The 18,358-nt window shown below is 65.3% G+C and carries 16 protein-coding genes and 1 riboswitch; of the genes, 4 read left to right on the plus strand and 12 right to left on the minus strand.

From position 1 onward, the window contains the following. Positions 1–50 precede the first annotated feature (50 nt). The 7 genes from P0Y50_14830 to P0Y50_14860 all read right to left on the minus strand — a co-directional run bounded on the left by P0Y50_14830 (position 51) and on the right by P0Y50_14860 (position 9,571). Positions 51–3,071, minus strand: a complete 3,021-nt coding sequence (locus P0Y50_14830; protein ID WEK39789.1) for a TonB-dependent receptor — start codon at positions 3,069–3,071, stop codon at positions 51–53. A gap of 50 nt (positions 3,072–3,121) precedes the next feature. Further along, the gene (locus P0Y50_14835) at positions 3,122–4,192 is read right to left on the minus strand and encodes a LacI family DNA-binding transcriptional regulator (protein ID WEK39790.1); all 1,071 of its coding nucleotides are present in this window, start codon (positions 4,190–4,192) and stop codon (positions 3,122–3,124) included. Between the two features lie 371 nt (positions 4,193–4,563). Next, positions 4,564–5,466 (minus strand): 3-hydroxyisobutyrate dehydrogenase, encoded by a 903-nt coding sequence (gene mmsB, locus P0Y50_14840; protein WEK39791.1) that lies wholly within the window; start codon positions 5,464–5,466, stop codon positions 4,564–4,566. Positions 5,467–5,517: 51 nt separating this feature from the next. Continuing rightward, positions 5,518–6,567: an enoyl-CoA hydratase/isomerase family protein gene (locus tag P0Y50_14845; GenBank protein WEK39792.1), complete on the minus strand. Its 1,050-nt coding sequence runs from the start codon at positions 6,565–6,567 to the stop codon at positions 5,518–5,520. Then, positions 6,564–7,736: an isobutyryl-CoA dehydrogenase gene (locus P0Y50_14850; protein WEK39793.1), complete on the minus strand. Its 1,173-nt coding sequence runs from the start codon at positions 7,734–7,736 to the stop codon at positions 6,564–6,566. Before P0Y50_14850 ends, P0Y50_14845 begins: the two co-directional genes overlap by 4 nt. Positions 7,737–7,742: 6 nt before the next feature. Next, positions 7,743–8,069 carry a hypothetical protein gene (locus tag P0Y50_14855; protein ID WEK39794.1) on the minus strand — a complete coding sequence of 109 codons (327 nt, stop codon included), beginning with the start codon at positions 8,067–8,069 and terminating at the stop codon, positions 7,743–7,745. Beyond that, positions 8,069–9,571, minus strand: a complete 1,503-nt coding sequence (locus tag P0Y50_14860; protein ID WEK39795.1) for a CoA-acylating methylmalonate-semialdehyde dehydrogenase — start codon at positions 9,569–9,571, stop codon at positions 8,069–8,071. Before P0Y50_14860 ends, P0Y50_14855 begins: the two co-directional genes overlap by 1 nt. Before the next feature lie 109 nt (positions 9,572–9,680). On the opposite strand from P0Y50_14860, the gene P0Y50_14865 reads away from it, so the two are divergent. Further along, positions 9,681–9,824: a hypothetical protein gene (locus P0Y50_14865; protein ID WEK39796.1), complete on the plus strand. Its 144-nt coding sequence runs from the start codon at positions 9,681–9,683 to the stop codon at positions 9,822–9,824. On the opposite strand, the gene P0Y50_14870 is transcribed toward P0Y50_14865, so the two are convergent. Further along, on the minus strand, positions 9,814–10,209 hold the full coding sequence (locus P0Y50_14870; GenBank protein ID WEK39797.1) for a MerR family DNA-binding protein: 396 nt from the start codon (positions 10,207–10,209) through the stop codon (positions 9,814–9,816). The two genes, P0Y50_14865 and P0Y50_14870, sit on opposite strands and share 11 nt — an antisense overlap. A 70-nt stretch (positions 10,210–10,279) precedes the next feature. Here P0Y50_14870 and P0Y50_14875 point away from each other — a divergent pair, with 70 nt between their 5' ends. From P0Y50_14875 to P0Y50_14885, 3 genes are read left to right on the plus strand one after another with little or no spacing between them, the layout of a single operon-like run. Then, positions 10,280–11,026, plus strand: coding sequence for a glutaredoxin (locus P0Y50_14875; GenBank protein WEK39798.1), 747 nt, complete (start codon positions 10,280–10,282; stop codon positions 11,024–11,026). Between the two features lie 26 nt (positions 11,027–11,052). Further along, positions 11,053–12,792, plus strand: a complete 1,740-nt coding sequence (locus P0Y50_14880; GenBank protein ID WEK39799.1) for a copper resistance system multicopper oxidase — start codon at positions 11,053–11,055, stop codon at positions 12,790–12,792. Further along, positions 12,789–13,811 carry a copper resistance protein B gene (locus P0Y50_14885; protein WEK39800.1) on the plus strand — a complete coding sequence of 341 codons (1,023 nt, stop codon included), beginning with the start codon at positions 12,789–12,791 and terminating at the stop codon, positions 13,809–13,811. The genes P0Y50_14880 and P0Y50_14885 overlap by 4 nt, the downstream gene beginning before the upstream one ends. Positions 13,812–13,826: 15 nt before the next feature. Here P0Y50_14885 and P0Y50_14890 read toward each other — a convergent pair whose 3' ends face one another. From P0Y50_14890 to P0Y50_14905, 4 genes are all read right to left on the minus strand, one after another. After that, on the minus strand, positions 13,827–14,354 hold the full coding sequence (locus P0Y50_14890; GenBank protein WEK39801.1) for a flavin reductase family protein: 528 nt from the start codon (positions 14,352–14,354) through the stop codon (positions 13,827–13,829). Positions 14,355–14,399: 45 nt separating this feature from the next. Then, positions 14,400–15,428 carry a methionine synthase gene (locus P0Y50_14895; protein WEK39802.1) on the minus strand — a complete coding sequence of 343 codons (1,029 nt, stop codon included), beginning with the start codon at positions 15,426–15,428 and terminating at the stop codon, positions 14,400–14,402. A 27-nt stretch (positions 15,429–15,455) separates the two neighbouring features. Then, positions 15,456–16,442, minus strand: a complete 987-nt coding sequence (locus tag P0Y50_14900; GenBank protein WEK39803.1) for a DUF1852 domain-containing protein — start codon at positions 16,440–16,442, stop codon at positions 15,456–15,458. A gap of 108 nt (positions 16,443–16,550) precedes the next feature. After that, a riboswitch (cobalamin riboswitch) is annotated at positions 16,551–16,755 on the minus strand. Between the two features lie 154 nt (positions 16,756–16,909). After that, positions 16,910–18,319 carry a short-chain fatty acyl-CoA regulator family protein gene (locus P0Y50_14905; protein WEK39804.1) on the minus strand — a complete coding sequence of 470 codons (1,410 nt, stop codon included), beginning with the start codon at positions 18,317–18,319 and terminating at the stop codon, positions 16,910–16,912. Positions 18,320–18,358: the final 39 nt, after the last annotated feature.

An 18,358-nucleotide genomic window follows, 5' to 3' on the forward strand; every position in this document is an offset into this window, starting at 1 on the left:
AAAAGAAAGGCCGCCTTCCGACAAGCGAAAGACGGCCCAGGCTCAGGATCTTAGAACGCGTAGCGCAGGCCGACCTGGAAGCTGCGGGTCGGCAGGAAGACTTCTGTTCCAGCGCCAAAGCGCGGGCTGTTGAAGCCGGTGTCGAACGACTTGTAGTTGGTGAAGTTGAAGATGTTGATCGCGTCCGCAATGAACTCGACCCGCTGCCCCCCAAAGACATCGAAGCCCTTGGTCAGACGCAGATCGACCTGGCGATAGGCGAAGTTGAGGCCAGGGAAGAAGGCCCGTTTCTCTGGATTTCCGCCGTTCCAACAGATGTTGGGTCCCCCCGCAGGCGCGGTGGGGCAGTCGTAAACCGTATAAGGCAGACCGGATCCGAGGGTGACGATGCCCGACAACAGGAAGTCGGCAGGCAGCCCCAGGGTGCCGGACGCCACAATGCGGTGCCGCTCGTCCGTCGAAGACCGATATTCGGGAGATTGCCCCGGCGTGTTGTAGTCGAAATCAAACGCACCGTACACGTTGTCACGGCTGCCGTTCTGAGTGGCGTCCATATAGGTGTAGGCGATGTTGAAGCCCCAGCGGTCCTCGGCGTTATATGGCTTGTCGGCCGTCAGATAGATCGCCTTGTAGTCGCGTTCCTTATCCGTGTTCTGGAAGAAGATCAGGTTGCGGAACTGCGAGAAGCCGACCGAACCCGGGGTCGGCCCGCTGAAGCGACCGCCCGTCTCGGTCTGCGCATTGGCGATGTACCAGGCCGATTCACCCTCGGTATGACCAGCGGCGAAGGTCAAGGCCGTCTGCCAGCGGCCGAACTTCTGACGGATGCCGATGTTGAACTGATCCGTGCGCGGCGGCTCGAAGTTGTTCTTCACCAGGAAGACTTCGCCGGCGCCGGGGCTGGCGGCCAGCAACGGGTCCAGTCCGGCGGGCGTCAGATAGCGGGGATCCCAGGCGATGGTGTCCTGCCCCCCGCGCGGCCCCCCAGCGTTGGAGAAATAGATCGTCTTGTTGAACTGGAAGGGCTTGAACCGTTCGTCGAAGGCGAAGTTGAAGCCGATGCGATCATAGTAACGGCCTGCGCCGCCGAAGATCACCGTCTTCTCGTCGCCGAAGACGTCGTAAGAGAACCCAAAGCGCGGCTGGAAGGCGCCCTTAAACGCCTTGCGATCGCCGTCCGAGATGTAGTCCGAGGGATTGAAGTAAGACGGGAAGTCATAGCCCGGCAGGTTCTGGATCGCCGCCAGCATGTTGCGGATGGAATCCGGCGTGCGGTAATCATTGTTGACCGCATTATCCTCATAGTCCCACCGGATGCCGATGTTCAGTTCCAGCTTGTCGGTAATCTGCCAGTCGTCCTGAATATACAGACCGATGACGTTGTTATCGACGTCCGCCGGCGGCACGGCGACGCCCAGGTTGACAGCGACGGGGATAGTGCGGCTGCCGTTGATTTCAGGACGGGCTTCGATGTCGTACACGAACGTCGGGTTGCGCCCCAAATCCTTCTGCACGAAATAATTCTGCATCGAATACTTCGCACCCATCTTGATCGTGTGGGTGCCCATCCAGGCCAGGTCCGGGATGGTCAGATCGTTGCGGATCGTGGTGCTTTTCTGCTCCAGGAACTGCGCATCAGCACGGCCGCCCGCAGTGAATACGGTCGAGTCTCGGTTGTTTACGTTATACTGGAATCCCAAACTCGACGGATCATTTGCATCATCTTTCACATCGTCACGGAAGATGACGTATTGACGACCATAGTCCGTGCCGTTGATCACCGACTGCTCGTAGCTCGACTTCAGATAGTCGATCGAGAACTCGTTCAGGAAATGCTGGCCCTGGAACTGGTGACGCAGGTTGAAGGCCTGGGTCTCGCCGTTGTTGCGGGCGGCGCGGCTGGGCGCGTTCTGGCCGCTGGCGCCGCGGATGTCCTCTTCCGTCTTGTATTCCGTGCTGAACTCAAGGCGCTGACGATCGTCGATCTGCCACGACAGTTTGCCGAAGAAGACATCCTGCTCGTACGGCGTGGAAACCGTGCCCAGGTCGGCGGCAAAGAAGTCGTTGTATTCCGTGCGGTTCAGGAACGACTGCGCGATACGGTCTTCGTCCTTGCGCTCATAGGCGCCGAAGAAGTGCAGACGATCCTGGATGATCGGTCCGCCCAGGCTGGCGCCATATTGCAGACGACGGACGGGAGCTTTTTCGAAGTCCTTACGGCGCGAGATTTCGTCCTGCGCCACCCAATCCGGGTCCTGGTAGAAGGCGAAGACGTCGCCGTGGAATTCGTTGGTGCCCGACCGCGTCACGGCGGTGATGATGGCCGAACCCGCCTGTTCATACTCGGCCTTGAAGTTCTGGCTGATGACGCGGAACTCTTGCACGGCGCCCTGCGGGAAGGGCGTGCCGCGGCTGTCGTCCTGACCGGCGACGCCGCCGTCGTTGATCAACGACTTGCGGTTTTGACCGTCGATGAAGACGTTGATCGCCTGAGCCGTCTGGCCGCCGGCCGAAATCGTCCTTTCCGTGTCGTCTTCGGTGACGCGCAGGCCGGGCGCGAGGGCGGCGAAGTTCAGGAAGTTGCGGCTGATCTGCGGCAGGTTGTTGATCTGCTGCTGGGTGACGTTGGTGGCGACTTCCGGGGTGCGGACCTCGAACACGCGGCGGCCGGTGACGACGATGTCGCCCAACTCGGTCGCGCCCGCCGTGGCCTGGCCGGTCGCGGCGGCGGCGACGTCCAGGTTCAGCGTTCCAACCTGACCCAATGACAGGGTGACGGTCTCTTCCGCCGTCTGGCCGTCTGCGCTGGTCACCTGAACACGATAGGTGCCGGGCCGCAGGCCCGACAGGACATAGCGCCCGTCCGCGCCCACCCGCGACCGGGTCGCGTAACCGGTTGAAATCTCGGTGGCGACGACAGCCGCCCCGGCTTCGGCGGTCTGACCGTCATAGACCGAGCCGCGGAGCGTGGTGGTCGCGTTCTGAGCCGACGCGCCTCCTGCGACCGCCATGCTCAAGGCCAGCGCCGAGGCGGCGGCCAGGGCCAGGTTGCGTGTGTTGAACTGGTTCATCCTGAGTTCTCCCCTTGCTTTGGGATCGGTTGGCGTCGGCATGACGTCCCTCACCCCTTGTTGAACCTGGCGGTCGCGACCGCCGCGGTGGATTGGCGTTCGACCAGCGTCGGTCGGACAATCTCGCACCGCGTGTCGGCGGCTTCGCCGGTCTGACCGGCGCGAACCAGGCCGATCAGGCGCTCCACGCCCCGGCGGCCGATTTCGGCGATATTGACGCGCATGGTGGTCAGTGCGGGCCGCATCAGGGCGGCGATGGGCACGTCGTCGAAGCCGACCACGGCGATATCCTCGGGGCAGCGCACGCCCGCCTCCTGGAAGGCCAGAAGGGCGCCGACGGCCATCATGTCGTTGGCCGCGAAGACGGCGTCGGGCCGCTGGGCCATGGCCAACAGCGCGGTTGCGGCGCGGTGGCCCGAAGCCTGCGAGAAGTCGCCTTCCACAATGATCGGGGCCTGGCCGTCCAGGGCCGACACATAGCCGGCGGCGCGGGTGTCAGCCTCGACGTTGGCCGCCGCGCCGCGAATGTGGGCGATGCGACGCCGACCCGTGGCCAGCAGATGCTGGACCGCCGCAACCGCTCCGCCATGGTTGTCGATGACGATGGCGGCGCGCCCCGCCTCGGCCGTGCCGGCGTTCATCAGCAGGACCGGCATCCGCCCGGCGAACTCATTGGCCAGATTGGCGGCGCCGACGTGGGGCGACAGGACGATCATCCCATCCACCCGGCCGCGCATGGAGCGAACGGCGGCCAGGGTGTCCTCGGCGCCGTCATGCGAACTGGAGACGATCAGATGCTTGCCGTGCGCGCGCGCGGCCAGATCCATGCCCCGGATCAGCTCAGAGAAGAACTCGCCGAACAGGTCGGGCAGGATGACGCCGATGGTGTCGTTCTGGCTGGTCGACAGGCTGCGGGCGCCGAAGTGCGGCACATAACGCAGATGCTCCACCGCCTCGAGCACACGCTGGCGTGTCGCGTCGGACGTGACGCCCAGACCGTTCAGCACGCGGGAAACGGACGCGACGGACACCTGGGCGCGCTCGGCCACATCGCGCATGGTCGCAGCCTTGGCGAAAGGCGCGCCATCCTGCCCTGCGGACAGCGCGGTGGGTGCGGCCATGTCCAAGTCCATCATCTCCCTGATTCCATCGTGCCGGCCCCTTGTCGAAGTCCGTCGATACCGAATGTAAGCGGTTACATGACACAGGAGTAATGAAGGTCGCAAGCGTCGGAAGGTCGCAATTCCGTCTATTTTCGGCCGGTGTGGCTTTGCCGGCCCTAAGGCCTGTCGACTTCGCAGCGGCAAGGCGCGAAGAAATGACGCATGTTTTCAGTAACTAATGGGATCACGGCGCGGGCCGTCGCAGCCGGTCGTCATCCGATGCCCTGGACGCTGCACGGGCGCCTCCACCCCACGCGCGAGAAAGCCCGCAACGCGGAGACGTCGCGGGCTTTTCGGCTTTAAGGATCGCGGCCGAATCGAAAGGGCCGTCAGGCGGCGTCCAGTTCGGCCAGCCGTCCCCTCAGCATCTGCAACATGGCCGAGAAGTCCCGACCGCCGTGGCCGATGCCGTCGAACAGGGCGTACATGGCCTCGGCCTGGGCGCCCAGCGGGGTGCTCGCCCCCGACTTGGCCGCCGCGTCCTGGGCCAGCTTCAGGTCCTTCAGCATCATGGCCGTGGCGAATCCGCCCTGATAGTCGCGGTTCGACGGGGCGGCGGGGACCGGACCGGGCCAGGGGTAATAGCTGGTCACGCTCCAGCACTGGCCCGAGGATTTGGACGCGATCTCGAAGAAGCGTTCGGGGTCGAGGCCCAGCTTTTCGGCCAAAGCGATGGCTTCGCACGTGCCCAGCATGGAAATGCCCAGCAGCATGTTGTTGCAGATCTTGGCGGCCTGCCCGGCGCCGTGATCTCCGGCGCGAATGGTGATGCGGCTCATCGGCGCCAGCGCGGCCTCGACGCGGCCGAAATCACCCTCGTCACAGCCGACCATGAAGGCCAGCGTCCCCGCATCCGCCGCCGCCGTGCCGCCCGACACCGGCGCGTCGGCGAAGGCGTAACCGGCGGCCTTGGCCAGCCCCGCGACCTTGCGTGCGGTCTCCACGTCGATGGTCGAACAGTCCAGCAGCAGGGCGCTGGTCGGCGCCACGCCGATGATCTGCTCGGAATAGACGCTCAGCACATGGGGTCCGGCCGGCAGCATGGTGATGACCACCTCGGCCGCCTCGACCGCCTCGGCGACCGAAGCGGCGGGGACGCAGCCCTGGGACTTGGCCCGTTCCAGCGCGCTGGGCGACAGGTCGAAGGCGACGACCGCATGGCCCGCCTTGGCCTGGTTCGCCGCCATGCCTCCGCCCATATTGCCTAGGCCGATGAAGGCGATCTTCGTCATGGTCTCTCTCCCTATTGTCATCTGCTCATCCCCGCGAAAGCGGGGAAGCGGTCAGGCCAGCGGCATCCATTTCTCGTTTTCCGGCAGGGGCGCGAACAAGGCGTCCAGCGCCGCGTCCGTAACGCCCGACAGGTCCGCCGGGGACCATTTCGGCGCATTGTCCTTGTCCACGATCACGGCCCGCACGCCTTCCTGGAAGTCGTGGGTCGCGCCGATCCGGCCGCTGACGGCGTATTCGACCGCCATGTTGTCGTCGAAGGACGCGGCCTTCGCCCCCTCGCGGATGTGTCGCAGCGTGACCTTCAGCGAGGTCGGGGACTTGGTCTTCAGCGTCGCCAGCTGGGCCGACGCCCAGTCCGATCCGTCGGCCTCAAGCGCTGCGAAAATCTCCTCCACCGTATCGAAGGCGAACAGCCGGTCGATGGCCTCGCGGTGGGCGGCCAGAGGCGCGGGACCCGCATCCTTGGCATGGCGCGCCGCGACCGCCGCCGGATCGGCGCCCTCGGCCAGCAGGTCGGCCTTCAACGCGTCGACGCCCTCAGACGGCAAGAAATGGGTGTGGATGCCCAAGACCACGGTGTCCGCCGCCTTCAGCCGCGCGCCCGTCAGGCCGATCCAGACGCCCGTCTGGCCCGGCAGGCGCGGCAGGAACCAGCCGCCCCCGACATCGGGATACAGGCCGATGCCCGTCTCCGGCATGGCGTAGGTGGTGCGTTCGGTGGCGATGCGGACATCGGCCGGTTCCGAAATCCCGACCCCGCCGCCCATGACGATGCCGTCCACGATGGCCGTGATCGGCTTGGGATAGCCGAACATCAGGGCGTTCAGCCGATATTCGGCCATGAAGAAGGCCCGCGCCTCCACCCGGTCGCCGGCGCTGCTCTCAGCAATCATGCGGATGTCGCCGCCCGCGCAGAAGCCGCGCTCGCCCGCATGGTCGATCAGCACCGACCGAACCGCCGCATCCTCGCGCCAGTCCAGCAGCGCCGCGATCATCGTCTCGCACATCGCCCGGTTGAGCGCATGGATCGCCTTTGGCCGGTTCAGAGTGATGCGGCCGACGCCGTTCTCGACGCGGGCGATGATTTCGAGTTCGCTCACTTGGCCATCTCCCGCGCGATGATCACGCGCATGATCTCGTTGGTGCCTTCCAGGATGCGGTGGACCCGCAGGTCGCGCACGATCCGTTCCAGCGGATAATCCTTCAGATAGCCGTATCCGCCGTGCAGTTGCAGGGCCTCGTCCGCGATCTGGAAACAGGCGTCGGTGGCCAGTCGCTTGGCCATGGCGCACCATTTGGTCTTTTCCGGGTGGTTGTTGTCGATGGCCCAGGCGCCGCGCAGCACCATCAGGCGCGCCGCCTCCAGGTCCGTCGCCATGTCGGCCAGACGGAATTGCAGGGCCTGAAACTCGCCGATCGGTCGGCCGAACTGTTTGCGGGTGGCGACGTATCCTTGAGCCGTCTCCAGCGCCAGCCGCGCCCCGCCCAACGAACAGGCGGCGATGTTCAGCCGCCCGCCGTCCAGCCCGGCCATGGCGTAGCGGAAGCCCGCCCCCTCTTCGCCGATCAGATTAGCGACCGGCACGCGGCAGTCGTCGAACTGGACGATGGCGGTCGGCTGGGCGTTCCAGCCCATCTTTTTTTCCTGCGCCCCGAACGACAGGCCGGGCGTCCCGGCCTCGACCACGAGGGCGCTGACGCCTTTCGGCCCCTCGCCGCCCGTACGGACCATGACGACATAGACGTCCGACGTCCCCGCGCCCGAGATGAAGGCCTTGGAACCGTTCAGCACATAGTGGTCGCCGTCGCGCACCGCCGTCGTCCGCAGGGCCGCCGCGTCCGACCCCGAACCCGGCTCGGTCAGACAGTAGGACGCGATACACCCTTGTGGCCCTATCGCTTCGCTGCTTGAGGGCCGTTCCATCCTGACCAGCGACGGCACGAACCGTCCGCGCAGGTCGTCTGAGCCGAAACGGTCGATCATCCACGTCGCCATATTGTGGATCGAGATGAAGGCCGCCGTCGCCACGTCGCCACGCGACAACTCTTCGAAAATCAGGGCCGCCTCGACCCGGCCCAGCCCCATGCCGCCATGCTCCTCGCCCGTATAGATGCCGCAGAAGCCCATCTCGGCCGCCTGTTTCATCACCTCGACGGGGAAGTGTTTCTCCTCGTCCCAGCGGGCAGAATGGGGCGCCAGTTCAGCCTCGGCGAAAGCGCGGGCCGCGTCCTGAATGGCGCGCTGGTCGTCGGTAAGGGCGAAGTCCATAATCGTCTAGCCAAACATTCGAGTGATGACATGTGCCGCAGCCCACCCGCAGCAGATGACCAGCGGGCTCAAAACCAAGGCCCGGATTTCAGCGCGGGGGTGGCGGCGCAACTGAACTATAATCCACGCCACATCGATCAGACCGACGATAACAAGCCTCGGCAGGACAGACCGAATCCTCAGACTACTGAGCAGCGCGTACTCTACATCAAACTGGCGCGTTTCAGATTCAAACAAACCCGGAGAAGCGGCCCAGACATAGGCAGTCATCGCCACGGCATTCAGCGCGAGGATCCACCCATCGCGTTTGAGCACCGTGGCGATTGTCGGCATCAACGCATCGTCGGAATGACGAACGACGAATCCGCATGTTCCAGTTCGCTGTCGGGCCAGCGGGCGGTGACGGTCTTGGTCTTGGTCCAGAACCGCAGCCCCTCCATGCCGTGCTGGTTGATGTCGCCGAAGGCCGACCGCTTCCAGCCGCCGAAGCTGTGATAGGCGACCGGCACCGGGATCGGCACATTGATACCGACCATGCCGACATTGACGCGGGCGGCGAAGTCGCGGGCCGCGCGGCCGTTCTGGGTGAAGATGGCGACGCCGTTGCCGTACTGGTGCTGGCTGGGCAGGCTCAGCGCCTCCTCGAAGCTTTCGGCGCGCACGATCTGCAACACGGGGCCGAAGATTTCCTCGCGGTAGGCCTCCATCGTCGGCTTCACATGGTCGAACAGCGACGGGCCGACGAAATAGCCCTTCTCATGCCCCTGCAGGCTGAAGCCGCGACCGTCCACCACCAGTTCGGCGCCTTCCTCGACGCCCTTGGCGATCCAGCCCTCGACGCGGGCCTTGTGCTGGGCGGTGACGACGGGGCCGTAATGGGCGCCCGCGTCGGTGGAGACCCCGACCTTCAGGGTCTCGATCTCGGCGACCATCCGCTCGCGCAGTTCGTCCGCCGTCTTCTTGCCGACGGGCACGACGACCGGCAGGGCCATGCAGCGTTCCCCGGCCGAACCATAGGCCGCGCCCGCCAGATCCTTGATCACCTGATCCATGTCCGCGTCGGGCAGGACGATGCCGTGGTTCTTGGCTCCGCCCATGGCCTGGACCCGCTTATGGTTGGCCGCGCCCGTCTGATAGACATAATGGGCGATGTCGGACGAGCCGACGAAGCTGACGGCGTGGACCAGCGGATGGGTCAGTATGGCGTCCACCGCCGTCTTGTCGCCATGCACCACGTTCAGCACGCCGTTCGGCGCACCCGCCTCCAGCATCAGTTCGCCCAGACGCACCGGCAGGGACGGATCGCGCTCTGACGGCTTCAGGACGAAGGTGTTGCCCACGGCGATGGCCATGCCGAACATCCACATCGGGATCATGGCCGGGAAGTTGAACGGGGTGATGCCCGCCACCACGCCCAGCGGCTGGCGCATCGAATAGACGTCGATGCCCGGCCCGGCGCCATAGGTGTATTCGCCCTTCAGCGCATGGGGGATGCCGCAGGCGAACTCGATCACCTCAAGCCCGCGCTGGATGTCGCCCTTCGAATCCGCGATGACCTTGCCGTGTTCGCTGGACAGCAGTTCGGCCAGGTCGTTCATGTTCGCCTCGACCAGGCGCTTGAACTCGAACATCACGCGGGCGCGGCGCTGCGGATTGGTCGAAGCCCAACCGTCGAAGGCGTTCTGCGCCGCCTGAACCGCGCGATCGACCTCGCCGACGCTGGCCAGCTGAACCCGCGCCTGGACCTCGCCGGTATTGGGATCGAAGACATCGGCGAAACGGCCGGACGCGCCGTCAAAGGCGGCGCCGTCGATGAAATGGCGAATGTCGCGCATGGCCTGGAGGTCTCCCGTGATCATTATTCTTGTGTCCCTCCTGCTAGCATCGCCTTGCGTCGGTCGATAATGCAAAGATGCATGAACCGATCTGCATTTCACCGACTGTGTGGTTCTGGAAGAAACCAAGCCCGGCTATGGCTTCGGCGAGGCGGCCCTGGCGCTCATGAACGATGCGCAGGTCACGCCCATCACCGAACATGGCCGCGCCGTCGATGCTCAGTTCGAACGCACCATCGACTTCACGCCGTAGTCGGCCGTTCGAAGGCCTTCAGGATCGGACACGGCCCCTTCTCGTTGCGGGCGCAATCCGACGCCAGACGCTGAAGCGCCGTGCGCGCCGCCTGCATATCCGCGATCTGGCGATCAAGGTCCTCGATCCGCGCCTCCGCCATGGCGCGCACCCGGGTTCGATCCGCACCTGAATCCAGCGTCAGCAGCTCGCCGATCTGCGCCAGGGTGAAGCCGGCCGCCTGGGCCTGACGGATGAAACGCAGACGGTCCGCATCCGCCGCGCCGTATCGGCGCATCGCCCCATCCCCCGCCGGCGTCTCCAGCAGACCGCGCCGCTGATAATAGCGGATGGTCTCAACCCCGACCGCTCCGGCCCTGGCCAACCCGCCTATCGTCATCGCCATCGCTTGACTCCGTACCATGGTACAGACCCTACAGAAGGCGCAGACCGTTGTCAGCCCGTCTGGACCTTCGATGCCGCATCCCGAAAAGACCGCCATCCTCTACCGCATGGTCATGCCGGACCACGTCTGTCCGTATGGCCGCAAGTCCTTATGGCTGCTGAAACGCAAGGGCTATCGGGTCGATGATCGTCATCTGACGACCCGCGCCGAAACCGACGCCTTCAAGGCCGAGCACGACGTCAAGACCACGCCCCAGACCTTCATTGACGGACGACGTATCGGCGGCCACGACGATCTGCGCCGCTTCTTCGGCCAAAAGGTCCCGGCGCCAGGCCAGACCAGCTACGTCCCGGTTCTGGCCGTGTTCGCGGTCGCCCTGCTGATCGCGGCGGCCATCGCCTGGCTGCGTTATGGAACCCTGGTCAGCGTGTCGATCCTGCCCAACTTCATCGCCACGGCCATGTGTCTGCTGGCGATGCTGAAGCTGCAGGATGTGGAGAAGTTCTCCACCATGTTCCTGAACTACGATCTTCTGGCGCAGAAATGGCCGACCTATGGCTATGTCTATCCCTTCGCCGAGCTGGGGGCGGGCGTGCTGATGCTGTCGGGCGCCCTGACCTGGTTGTCGGCGCCGGTCGCCCTGTTCATCGGCGGCGTGGGCGCCATTTCGGTGTTCAAGGCCGTCTATGTCGATAAGCGAGAGCTGAAATGCGCCTGCGTCGGCGGGGCGTCCAATGTGCCGCTGGGCTTCGTCAGCCTGACCGAAAATCTGATGATGATCGCCATGGCGGCCGCCATGCTGGGCATGGCCCTTTGATGCGCGGCCCCGCAACGGGTGACGCCATGACCCGGCCCCCTCTCGACCGCCGCAGCCTGTTGCGCGGCGTCGCGGCCGGCGGCGGCCTGATGGCGCTGCAGGCCGCCCTGCCCGCCTGGGCCCAGACCGGATCGCCCGGCCTGCGGGCCGACCTGCCGACCCTGACCGGGCCGAATATCGACCTGACCGTGGGCCATTCGCCCTTCACCGTCGCCGGCCGCACGGGCCATGCGGTCACCGTCAACGGAACCCTGCCCGCGCCGCTGATCCGGCTGCGCGAGGGTCAGAACGCCCGGCTGACCGTGACCAACACCCTGGACGAGGACACCTCGATCCACTGGCACGGCCTGCTGCTGCCCTTCCAGATGGACGGGGTGCCGGGCATCAGCTTTCCCGGCATCAAGGCGGGCGAGACCTTCGTCTATGAGTTTCCGGTCATCCAGTCGGGCACCTATTGGTATCACAGCCATTCCAACCTGCAGGAGGCGATGGGCCATTACGGCCCCATCGTCATCGACCCGGCGGGGGCCGATCCGGTCGCCTGTGACCGCGAGCATGTGCTGGTGCTGTCGGACTGGAGCTTCCTGCATCCCCACCAGATTCTGGACAAGCTGAAGAAGAGCCCCGGCTATTTCAATCGCCAGCGCACCACCCTGGCCGGACTGATCGACGGGTCGGACCGGATGAGCCTTGAGGAACGGCGAATGTGGGGGGCGATGCGGATGGACCCGCGCGACATCCTGGACGTCAACGGTTCGACCTACACCTATCTGATCAACGGCCACGGCCCTGAGGAGAACTGGACCGGCCTGTTCCGCCCCGGCGAGCGGGTGCGCCTGCGCATCATCAACGCCTCGGCCATGTCGATCTTCAACGTCCGCATTCCCGGCCTGGCCATGACCGTGGTCAACGCCGACGGCGAGAACGTCCGCCCGGTCGAGACCGACGAGTTGCAGATTTCCGTCGCCGAAACCTATGACGTGATCGTTCGTCCCACCGAAGACCGCGCCTATACCCTCGTATCCGAGGCCATCGACCGATCCGGCATGGGGCGCGCCACCCTGGCGCCCCGGCTGGGCATGACGGCCGAGGTTCCGCCGCTGAGGCCCGTTCCGAACCTGACCCTGCGCGACATGGGGATGGGCGGCATGGGCGGCATGGATCACGGCGCGATGGACCACGCGTCCATGGATCATGGCTCCATGTCGATGCGCGATGCGGCCAAGGCGCCGCCGACCATGGCGGTGGGCGTCGGCGTGGACATGATCTCGCCCGCGCCCGCCGACCGCCTGGGCGAACGGCCGCTGGGTCTGGAGGACGCGCCGCATCGGGTGCTGGTCTATACCGACCTGGTCTCGCTCAGCCCCAACAAGGACCGACGCCCGCCGTCGCGGACCCTGGAAATCCACCTGACCGGCAATATGGAGCGGTTCATGTGGGGCTTCGACGGGCGCAAATTCTCCGAACTGGTCGAGCCGATCCGGTTCGAGCGCAACGAACGGGTGCGCGTCACCCTGGTCAACGACACCATGATGTCCCACCCCATCCACCTGCACGGCCACTTCTTCGAACTGGTCACGGGCGGACCCGCCGGCCATCAGCCGTTGAAGCACACCGTCAATGTCGCGCCGGGGTCGAAAGTCACCTTCGACCTGACCGCCGATGCGCCCGGCGACTGGGCCTTCCACTGTCACCTGCTGATGCACATGCACGCCGGGATGTTCAACGTCGTGACCGTGCGCCCGCTGGACGGAGCCGCCGCATGAGCCGCCTTCTCCTGGCCCTGGCGCCCCTGCTGCTGACCGCCAACGCCGCCCAGGCGCGGCCTGCGCTTCAGACCGCCGATCCCCACGCCGGACACGCCCAACATCCCCCGCCGCAGGCCGCAGACCCGCACGCGGGTCACGCCATGGCCTCCCCCGTCGATCCCCATGCGGGCCACGACATGGGCGAGATGGAGGCTCAGGCTGCGGACCCGCACGCCGGTCACGACATGAGCGGGATGAGCGGCATGAGCGGCATGAGCATGTCGACGCCGAACGCTCCCCCGCCCGACGCCGCACGATCCGGCCCGGCCTACGCCGCCGACACCGTGTTCGGCGCCGAGGCCATGGCCGCCTCTCGCCGCCTGCTGATCGCCGAAAACGGCGATGTCCGCACGACCGCCGTCGTCATCGACCGCCTGGAGACGGGTTTCGGAGACGGCCCCGACGCCTATGTCTGGGATGTCCAGGGCTGGACGGGCGGCGACATCCATCGCTTCTGGTGGAAGACCGAGGGCGAAGGCGAGCTGCACGGCCGCCTGCACGAAATAGAAGTCCAGGCCCTCTACAGCCGCGCCATCTCGCCGTTCTGGAACCTGCAGGCGGGCGTGCGTCAGGACTTTCGTCCCAATGGGCCGGAAACGACCCATGCCGTGCTGGGCCTGCAAGGACTGGCCCCCCATTGGTGGGAGATCGACGCCGCCGCCTTCCTGTCAACGAATGGCGACCTGACCGCCAGGGTCGAGGCCGAATACGACCAGCGCATCACCCAGCGCCTGATCCTGCAACCGCGCATCGAAGCCGCCCTGTCCGCCCGCGACATACCCGAACTTCAGATCGGCTCGGGCCTGTCGTCGATCCAGGCGGGCCTGCGGCTGCGCTACGAATTCACCCGCCAATTCGCCCCCTACCTCGGCGTCGAATGGACCCGCGCCCTGGGATCGACCGCCGACCTGATCGCGGCGGGCGACGGCGAAGCGGACAGAACCCAGGTCGTCGTCGGCCTGAAGGCCTGGTTCTGAAAGACACCCATGGAGCTAGGCTGACAGCGCCGCGGTCAGCGGCTGATCGATAGGCGCAATCGTGTGAAAATCACTGGAATGGAAGATCAGGGGCATGACGCCGTCGTCTGCGAGCGCCGCCTGGTGGAGCCGGAAGAGGACGATGTCGTGATCGCCCGCTTCGATTTCCTTCTCGACCGAGCAGTCCAGCCAGGCCGTCGCCTGCTTTAGAAAAAGCGCGCCGTTGGACGCCACCTCGTAGTCCAGCCCCAGGAAGCGGTCGTCGGCCTTGCACGCCAGCTGGCGCGCCGTCGCCGCGTGTCCATGGCCGAGGAAGGTTATTCCAAGGCGCTGGCGCGTGCGAAGCCGCCGCCAGGTCCAGGAGCCATGCTTGATACACACCGACACCAAGGGCGGGTTGAGCGAGACCGCGACGAAGGCGCTGGCGGTCATGCCTACAGGCTGGTCCCCATCCATGCCGCACAGGGCGGTGACGCCGGTCGGAAACCGCCCGAACAGCCGGCGCAGGTCGATGTCTTCGCTGAAGTCATTCAGGAGGGTCATGGTTGGACTCTTTCTGGAACCCGCCTCATGCGGGCGCCGCAGCGGTCAGGCCGAGAGTTCTTGCCGGACAATCTGCGCCCCCGCGCCCAGGGCCTTCAGCTTGCCGTTGGCGACGTGGCGAGACAGCGGGGTCATGCCGCAGTTCGTGGACGGATACAGTTTGTCGGCGTCCACAAACCGGAGAGCCGCGCGCAGGGTTTCGGCGACCTCCTCGGGCGTTTCGACGACCTCGCTGGCGACGTCGATCGCGCCGACCATCACCTTCTTGCCCCGGATCAGCTCGATCAGATCCATCGGGACGCGGGAGTGGTGGCACTCCAGCGAGATGATATCGATCGTGGACTTCTGCAGGTTGGGGAAGGTCTCCTCGTACTGGCGCCACTCCGAGCCCAGCGTCTTCTTCCAGTCGGTATTGGCCTTGATGCCGTAACCGTAGCAGATGTGGACGGCCGTCTCGCATTTCAGCCCTTCGGCCGCCCTCTCCAGGGTGGCGATGCCCCAGTCGTTGGCCTCGTCGAAGAAGACATTGAAGGCCGGCTCGTCGAACTGGACGATGTCGACGCCGACGGCCTCCAGTTCCCGGGCTTCCTGGTTGAGGATGCGGGCGAACTCCCAGGCCAGCTTTTCGCGGCTCTGATAGTGGGCGTCGTAGAGGGTGTCGATCATCGTCATCGGCCCCGGCAGGGTCCATTTGATCGGTTGATCGGTCTGCGCCCGCAGGAACTTCGCGTCCTCGACGAAGACCGGCCTGGATCGCGATACCGCGCCGGTGACGGTCGGCACGCTCGCGTCATAGCGGTTACGGATTCTGACGGTCTCGCGTTTTTCGAAATCGACGCCGTCGAGATGTTCGATGAAGGTGGTGACGAAATGCTGGCGTGTCTGTTCGCCGTCGCCGACGATGTCGATCCCCGCCCGCCGTTGATCGTCCACGGCCAGGCGCAAGGCGTCCTGCTTGCCGGCGAGCAGCTCCTCGCCCTCCAGCTTCCAGGGCGACCAGAGCGTCTCCGGCGTCGCCAGCCATGAGGGTTTGGGCAGACTGCCGGCGGTCGAGGTGGGCAACAGGGTTTTCATGTCGATGACTTTGTAATTTTGAACGGATCAGGCGGCGAAGTTGGCGGACCATTGGTCCAGGACGGCCCGGTACGGCTTGATGAACCGCTCCTCGACGAACCTGCCCTGTTCGACGGCCAGCCGACTGCGCTCCTCGCGGTCGTAGACGATGCGGGTCACCGAATAGTCCTGCAACTTCAAGCTGGGCTGATACTGCTCGGCGGCCGGAGAGTTGGCGTTGTAGATCTCGGGTCGATAGATTTTCTGGAACGTCTCCATCGTGCTGATCGTGCTGACCAGCTCCAGGTCGGTGTAGTCCGCCGTCAGATCGCCGATATGATAGAAGGCGAACGGCGCGACGCTGCCCCTGGGCATGAAGTAGCGGACCTTCATGCCCATTTTCGCGAAATACTCATCGGTCGGCGAGACCTCGTCGTTGTCGTATTCGAGGCCCAGCACGGGGTGCTCGGCGCCGGTCCGGTGATAGGTCTTGTTGCTGGACACGCTCAGACAGATCACCGGCGGCTTGCTGAAGTTGTCGCGATAGGCGGCCGAGTTCAGGAAATGCTTGAACAGCTTGCCGTGCAGGTCGCCGAAATCGGCCGGTGCGAAGGCGCCGGGATTGGCCTTCATGTGCGCCGGCAGGACCACGCTGAAATCGTAGTCGCGGACATAGGAGGAGAAGCTGTTCCCGACGATCCCGTCGATGCGCCGGCCGGTCTGTTGATCGACGATCGTCGTCTGGAGGATTTCGATCAGCGGGAAGCTGTCCGTCCCCTCGCCCGGGGCGACGCTCATTTCGACCGAGACGATCTGCAGCTCGACCGCGTAGCGATCCCCCTTCGGATTGTCCCAACAGGCCAGCGAGTTGAAGCGGTTGTCGATCATCCTCAGAGTGTTGCGCAGGTTCTCCTGACGGCTCTCGCCACGGGCCAGATTGGCGAAGTTGGTCGTGATCCGCGTGCTTGCGGCGGGAACATAGTCCTCGTCCAGCGCGGTGCGCTTGATGGTGAAGGTGAAGTCGCTGCTCGCCATTGTCTTTGCCGTTGATGCTGTGGCGGGACAGCAGGCAGGGACGCGCGACCGCTCACGCGCGGGATCGTCCCGTCGCGGCGTTCATGCGACCTGACCGACACCCCGCCGGAGGACGTTATCTGTCGGGGCAGGTCTCCTGACTTGCGGGTCACGGCTTCCGGTCCGGCCTTCCCGGGGCGAACCCCAGTGACATAAGATGAACCTTCAGCTCGCCGCTCACAGTTGCGGGGGCAGCGCCGGCGTCACACCGGCTTCCCTCTTAGCGCCGCACAGCCCGAAAACCGTACGGAGAACCTCGACCGCCACAGAATGCCAGATCGCGACGCCAAGTCAATAAACATATAAAGATATCTTTATATGATATTCGCCTCAGCCCGGCGAAGACCGAGGTCCTGCGATCCGGCAAAGCCGCCTGCGGCGCGCCCCGTCAAAGGCCCGCAATCGCAGCATCGCGCGACAAGGCGCCGTCAGGCTGCGGCCGTCGGGTAGGGCGTGGCCGCGCTGCGATCGGGATCGATCAGCAGGGCCCGGCCGATCGGCGGAAACGCGCGTTGGGGGCAGGCTGGCCGTTCACAGACCTTGCAACCCGCGCCGATCGGCGTGGCGGCGGACAGGTCGACCATGTCCAGCCCATGCGAATAGACCAGACGCGACGCATGGCGGATGTCGCACCCCAGGCCCACCGCAAACGTCTTGCCCGGCGCCCCATAGGCCGGATCCGGGCTGCCCACCGTCCTTGCGATCCAGAGGTAGGTGCGGCCGTCCGGCATCTGGGCCACCTGGGTCAGGACGCGACCGGGTTGGGTGAAGGCCTCATAGACATTCCATAGCGGACAGGAACCGCCCACCCTGGAGAAGTGAAAATCCGTCGCCGACTGGCGTTTGGAGATATTGCCGGCCCGGTCCACCCGCACGAAGAAGAAAGGCACGCCCTGGCCGCCCGCACGCTGCATCGTCGAAAGCCGATGGCAGACCGTCTCGAACCCGACCCCGAAATGACGGCCCAACCGCACGATGTCATAGCCGACAGCCTCGGCCTGACGCAGGAAATCGGCATAGGGCAGCAGGACCGCGCCAGCGAAATACTGGGCCAGACCGATGCGCAACAGATCACGCGCCTCGACCTCCCTGAGGCTGGCGGCGTTCAGCAGGTCGTCGATCAGGTCGCCGAACTCCAGAAAGGCCAGTTGCATGGCCATTTGAAACGCCTGCTGGCCCTGTTTGGTGAAGGGCGAGACATGGAGCGTTCGGTTCAACGGATCGAAGCGACGCAGCGCCGCCTCCGCCTCATCGACGACGACGCGGACGCCGTGTCGCTGGGCCAGCCAGGCCTCCAGCCCGGAACGCACCTGACGCGGCGAAAGACCGGCCGCGCCATACAGACGTTCGGCGGCCTCATCCAGTTCGGCGACATGGTTGCGGCGTGCGTAGAAGAAGTCGCGAACCTGTTCGAACGGCATCCGCGCAGGCGCGCCCTCGTCGAAATTCTCGCCAAGCCGCAGCGCCATGGCCTCGGCGCGGTCCGCGCTCTGACGCGCCTTGCGATGCAGACCGACCAGCGCCCGCCCGACCGCCGGCATGTTCAGGGCCAGTTCGCGCAACTCCACCGTGGAAATCTGTTCGGCGCCGCCCTCCACGAGCGCTTCGCGGACATCGGAGATCAGCCGCCCCTCCTCGTCCTCCGAGAAGAACTGGACATCGACCCCGAACGCGGCGTTCAGCTTCAACAGCAGCGGCACGGTCAAGGGCCGCTGGTTCTGTTCGATCTGGCTGAGATAGCTGTTGGAGATTCCAAGCGCCCGCGCAACCGCCGTCTGGGTCAGCTTGCGCTCTTCCCGCAACCGCCTCAGGCGAACGCCCATGAAGGTCTTGCTCATCCAGTTTTACAACTTTCACATTTTGCCGCGCTAAATTTG

This window comes from Candidatus Brevundimonas colombiensis (assembly GCA_029202665.1).
GTDB classification, from domain to species: domain Bacteria; phylum Pseudomonadota; class Alphaproteobacteria; order Caulobacterales; family Caulobacteraceae; genus Brevundimonas; species Brevundimonas colombiensis.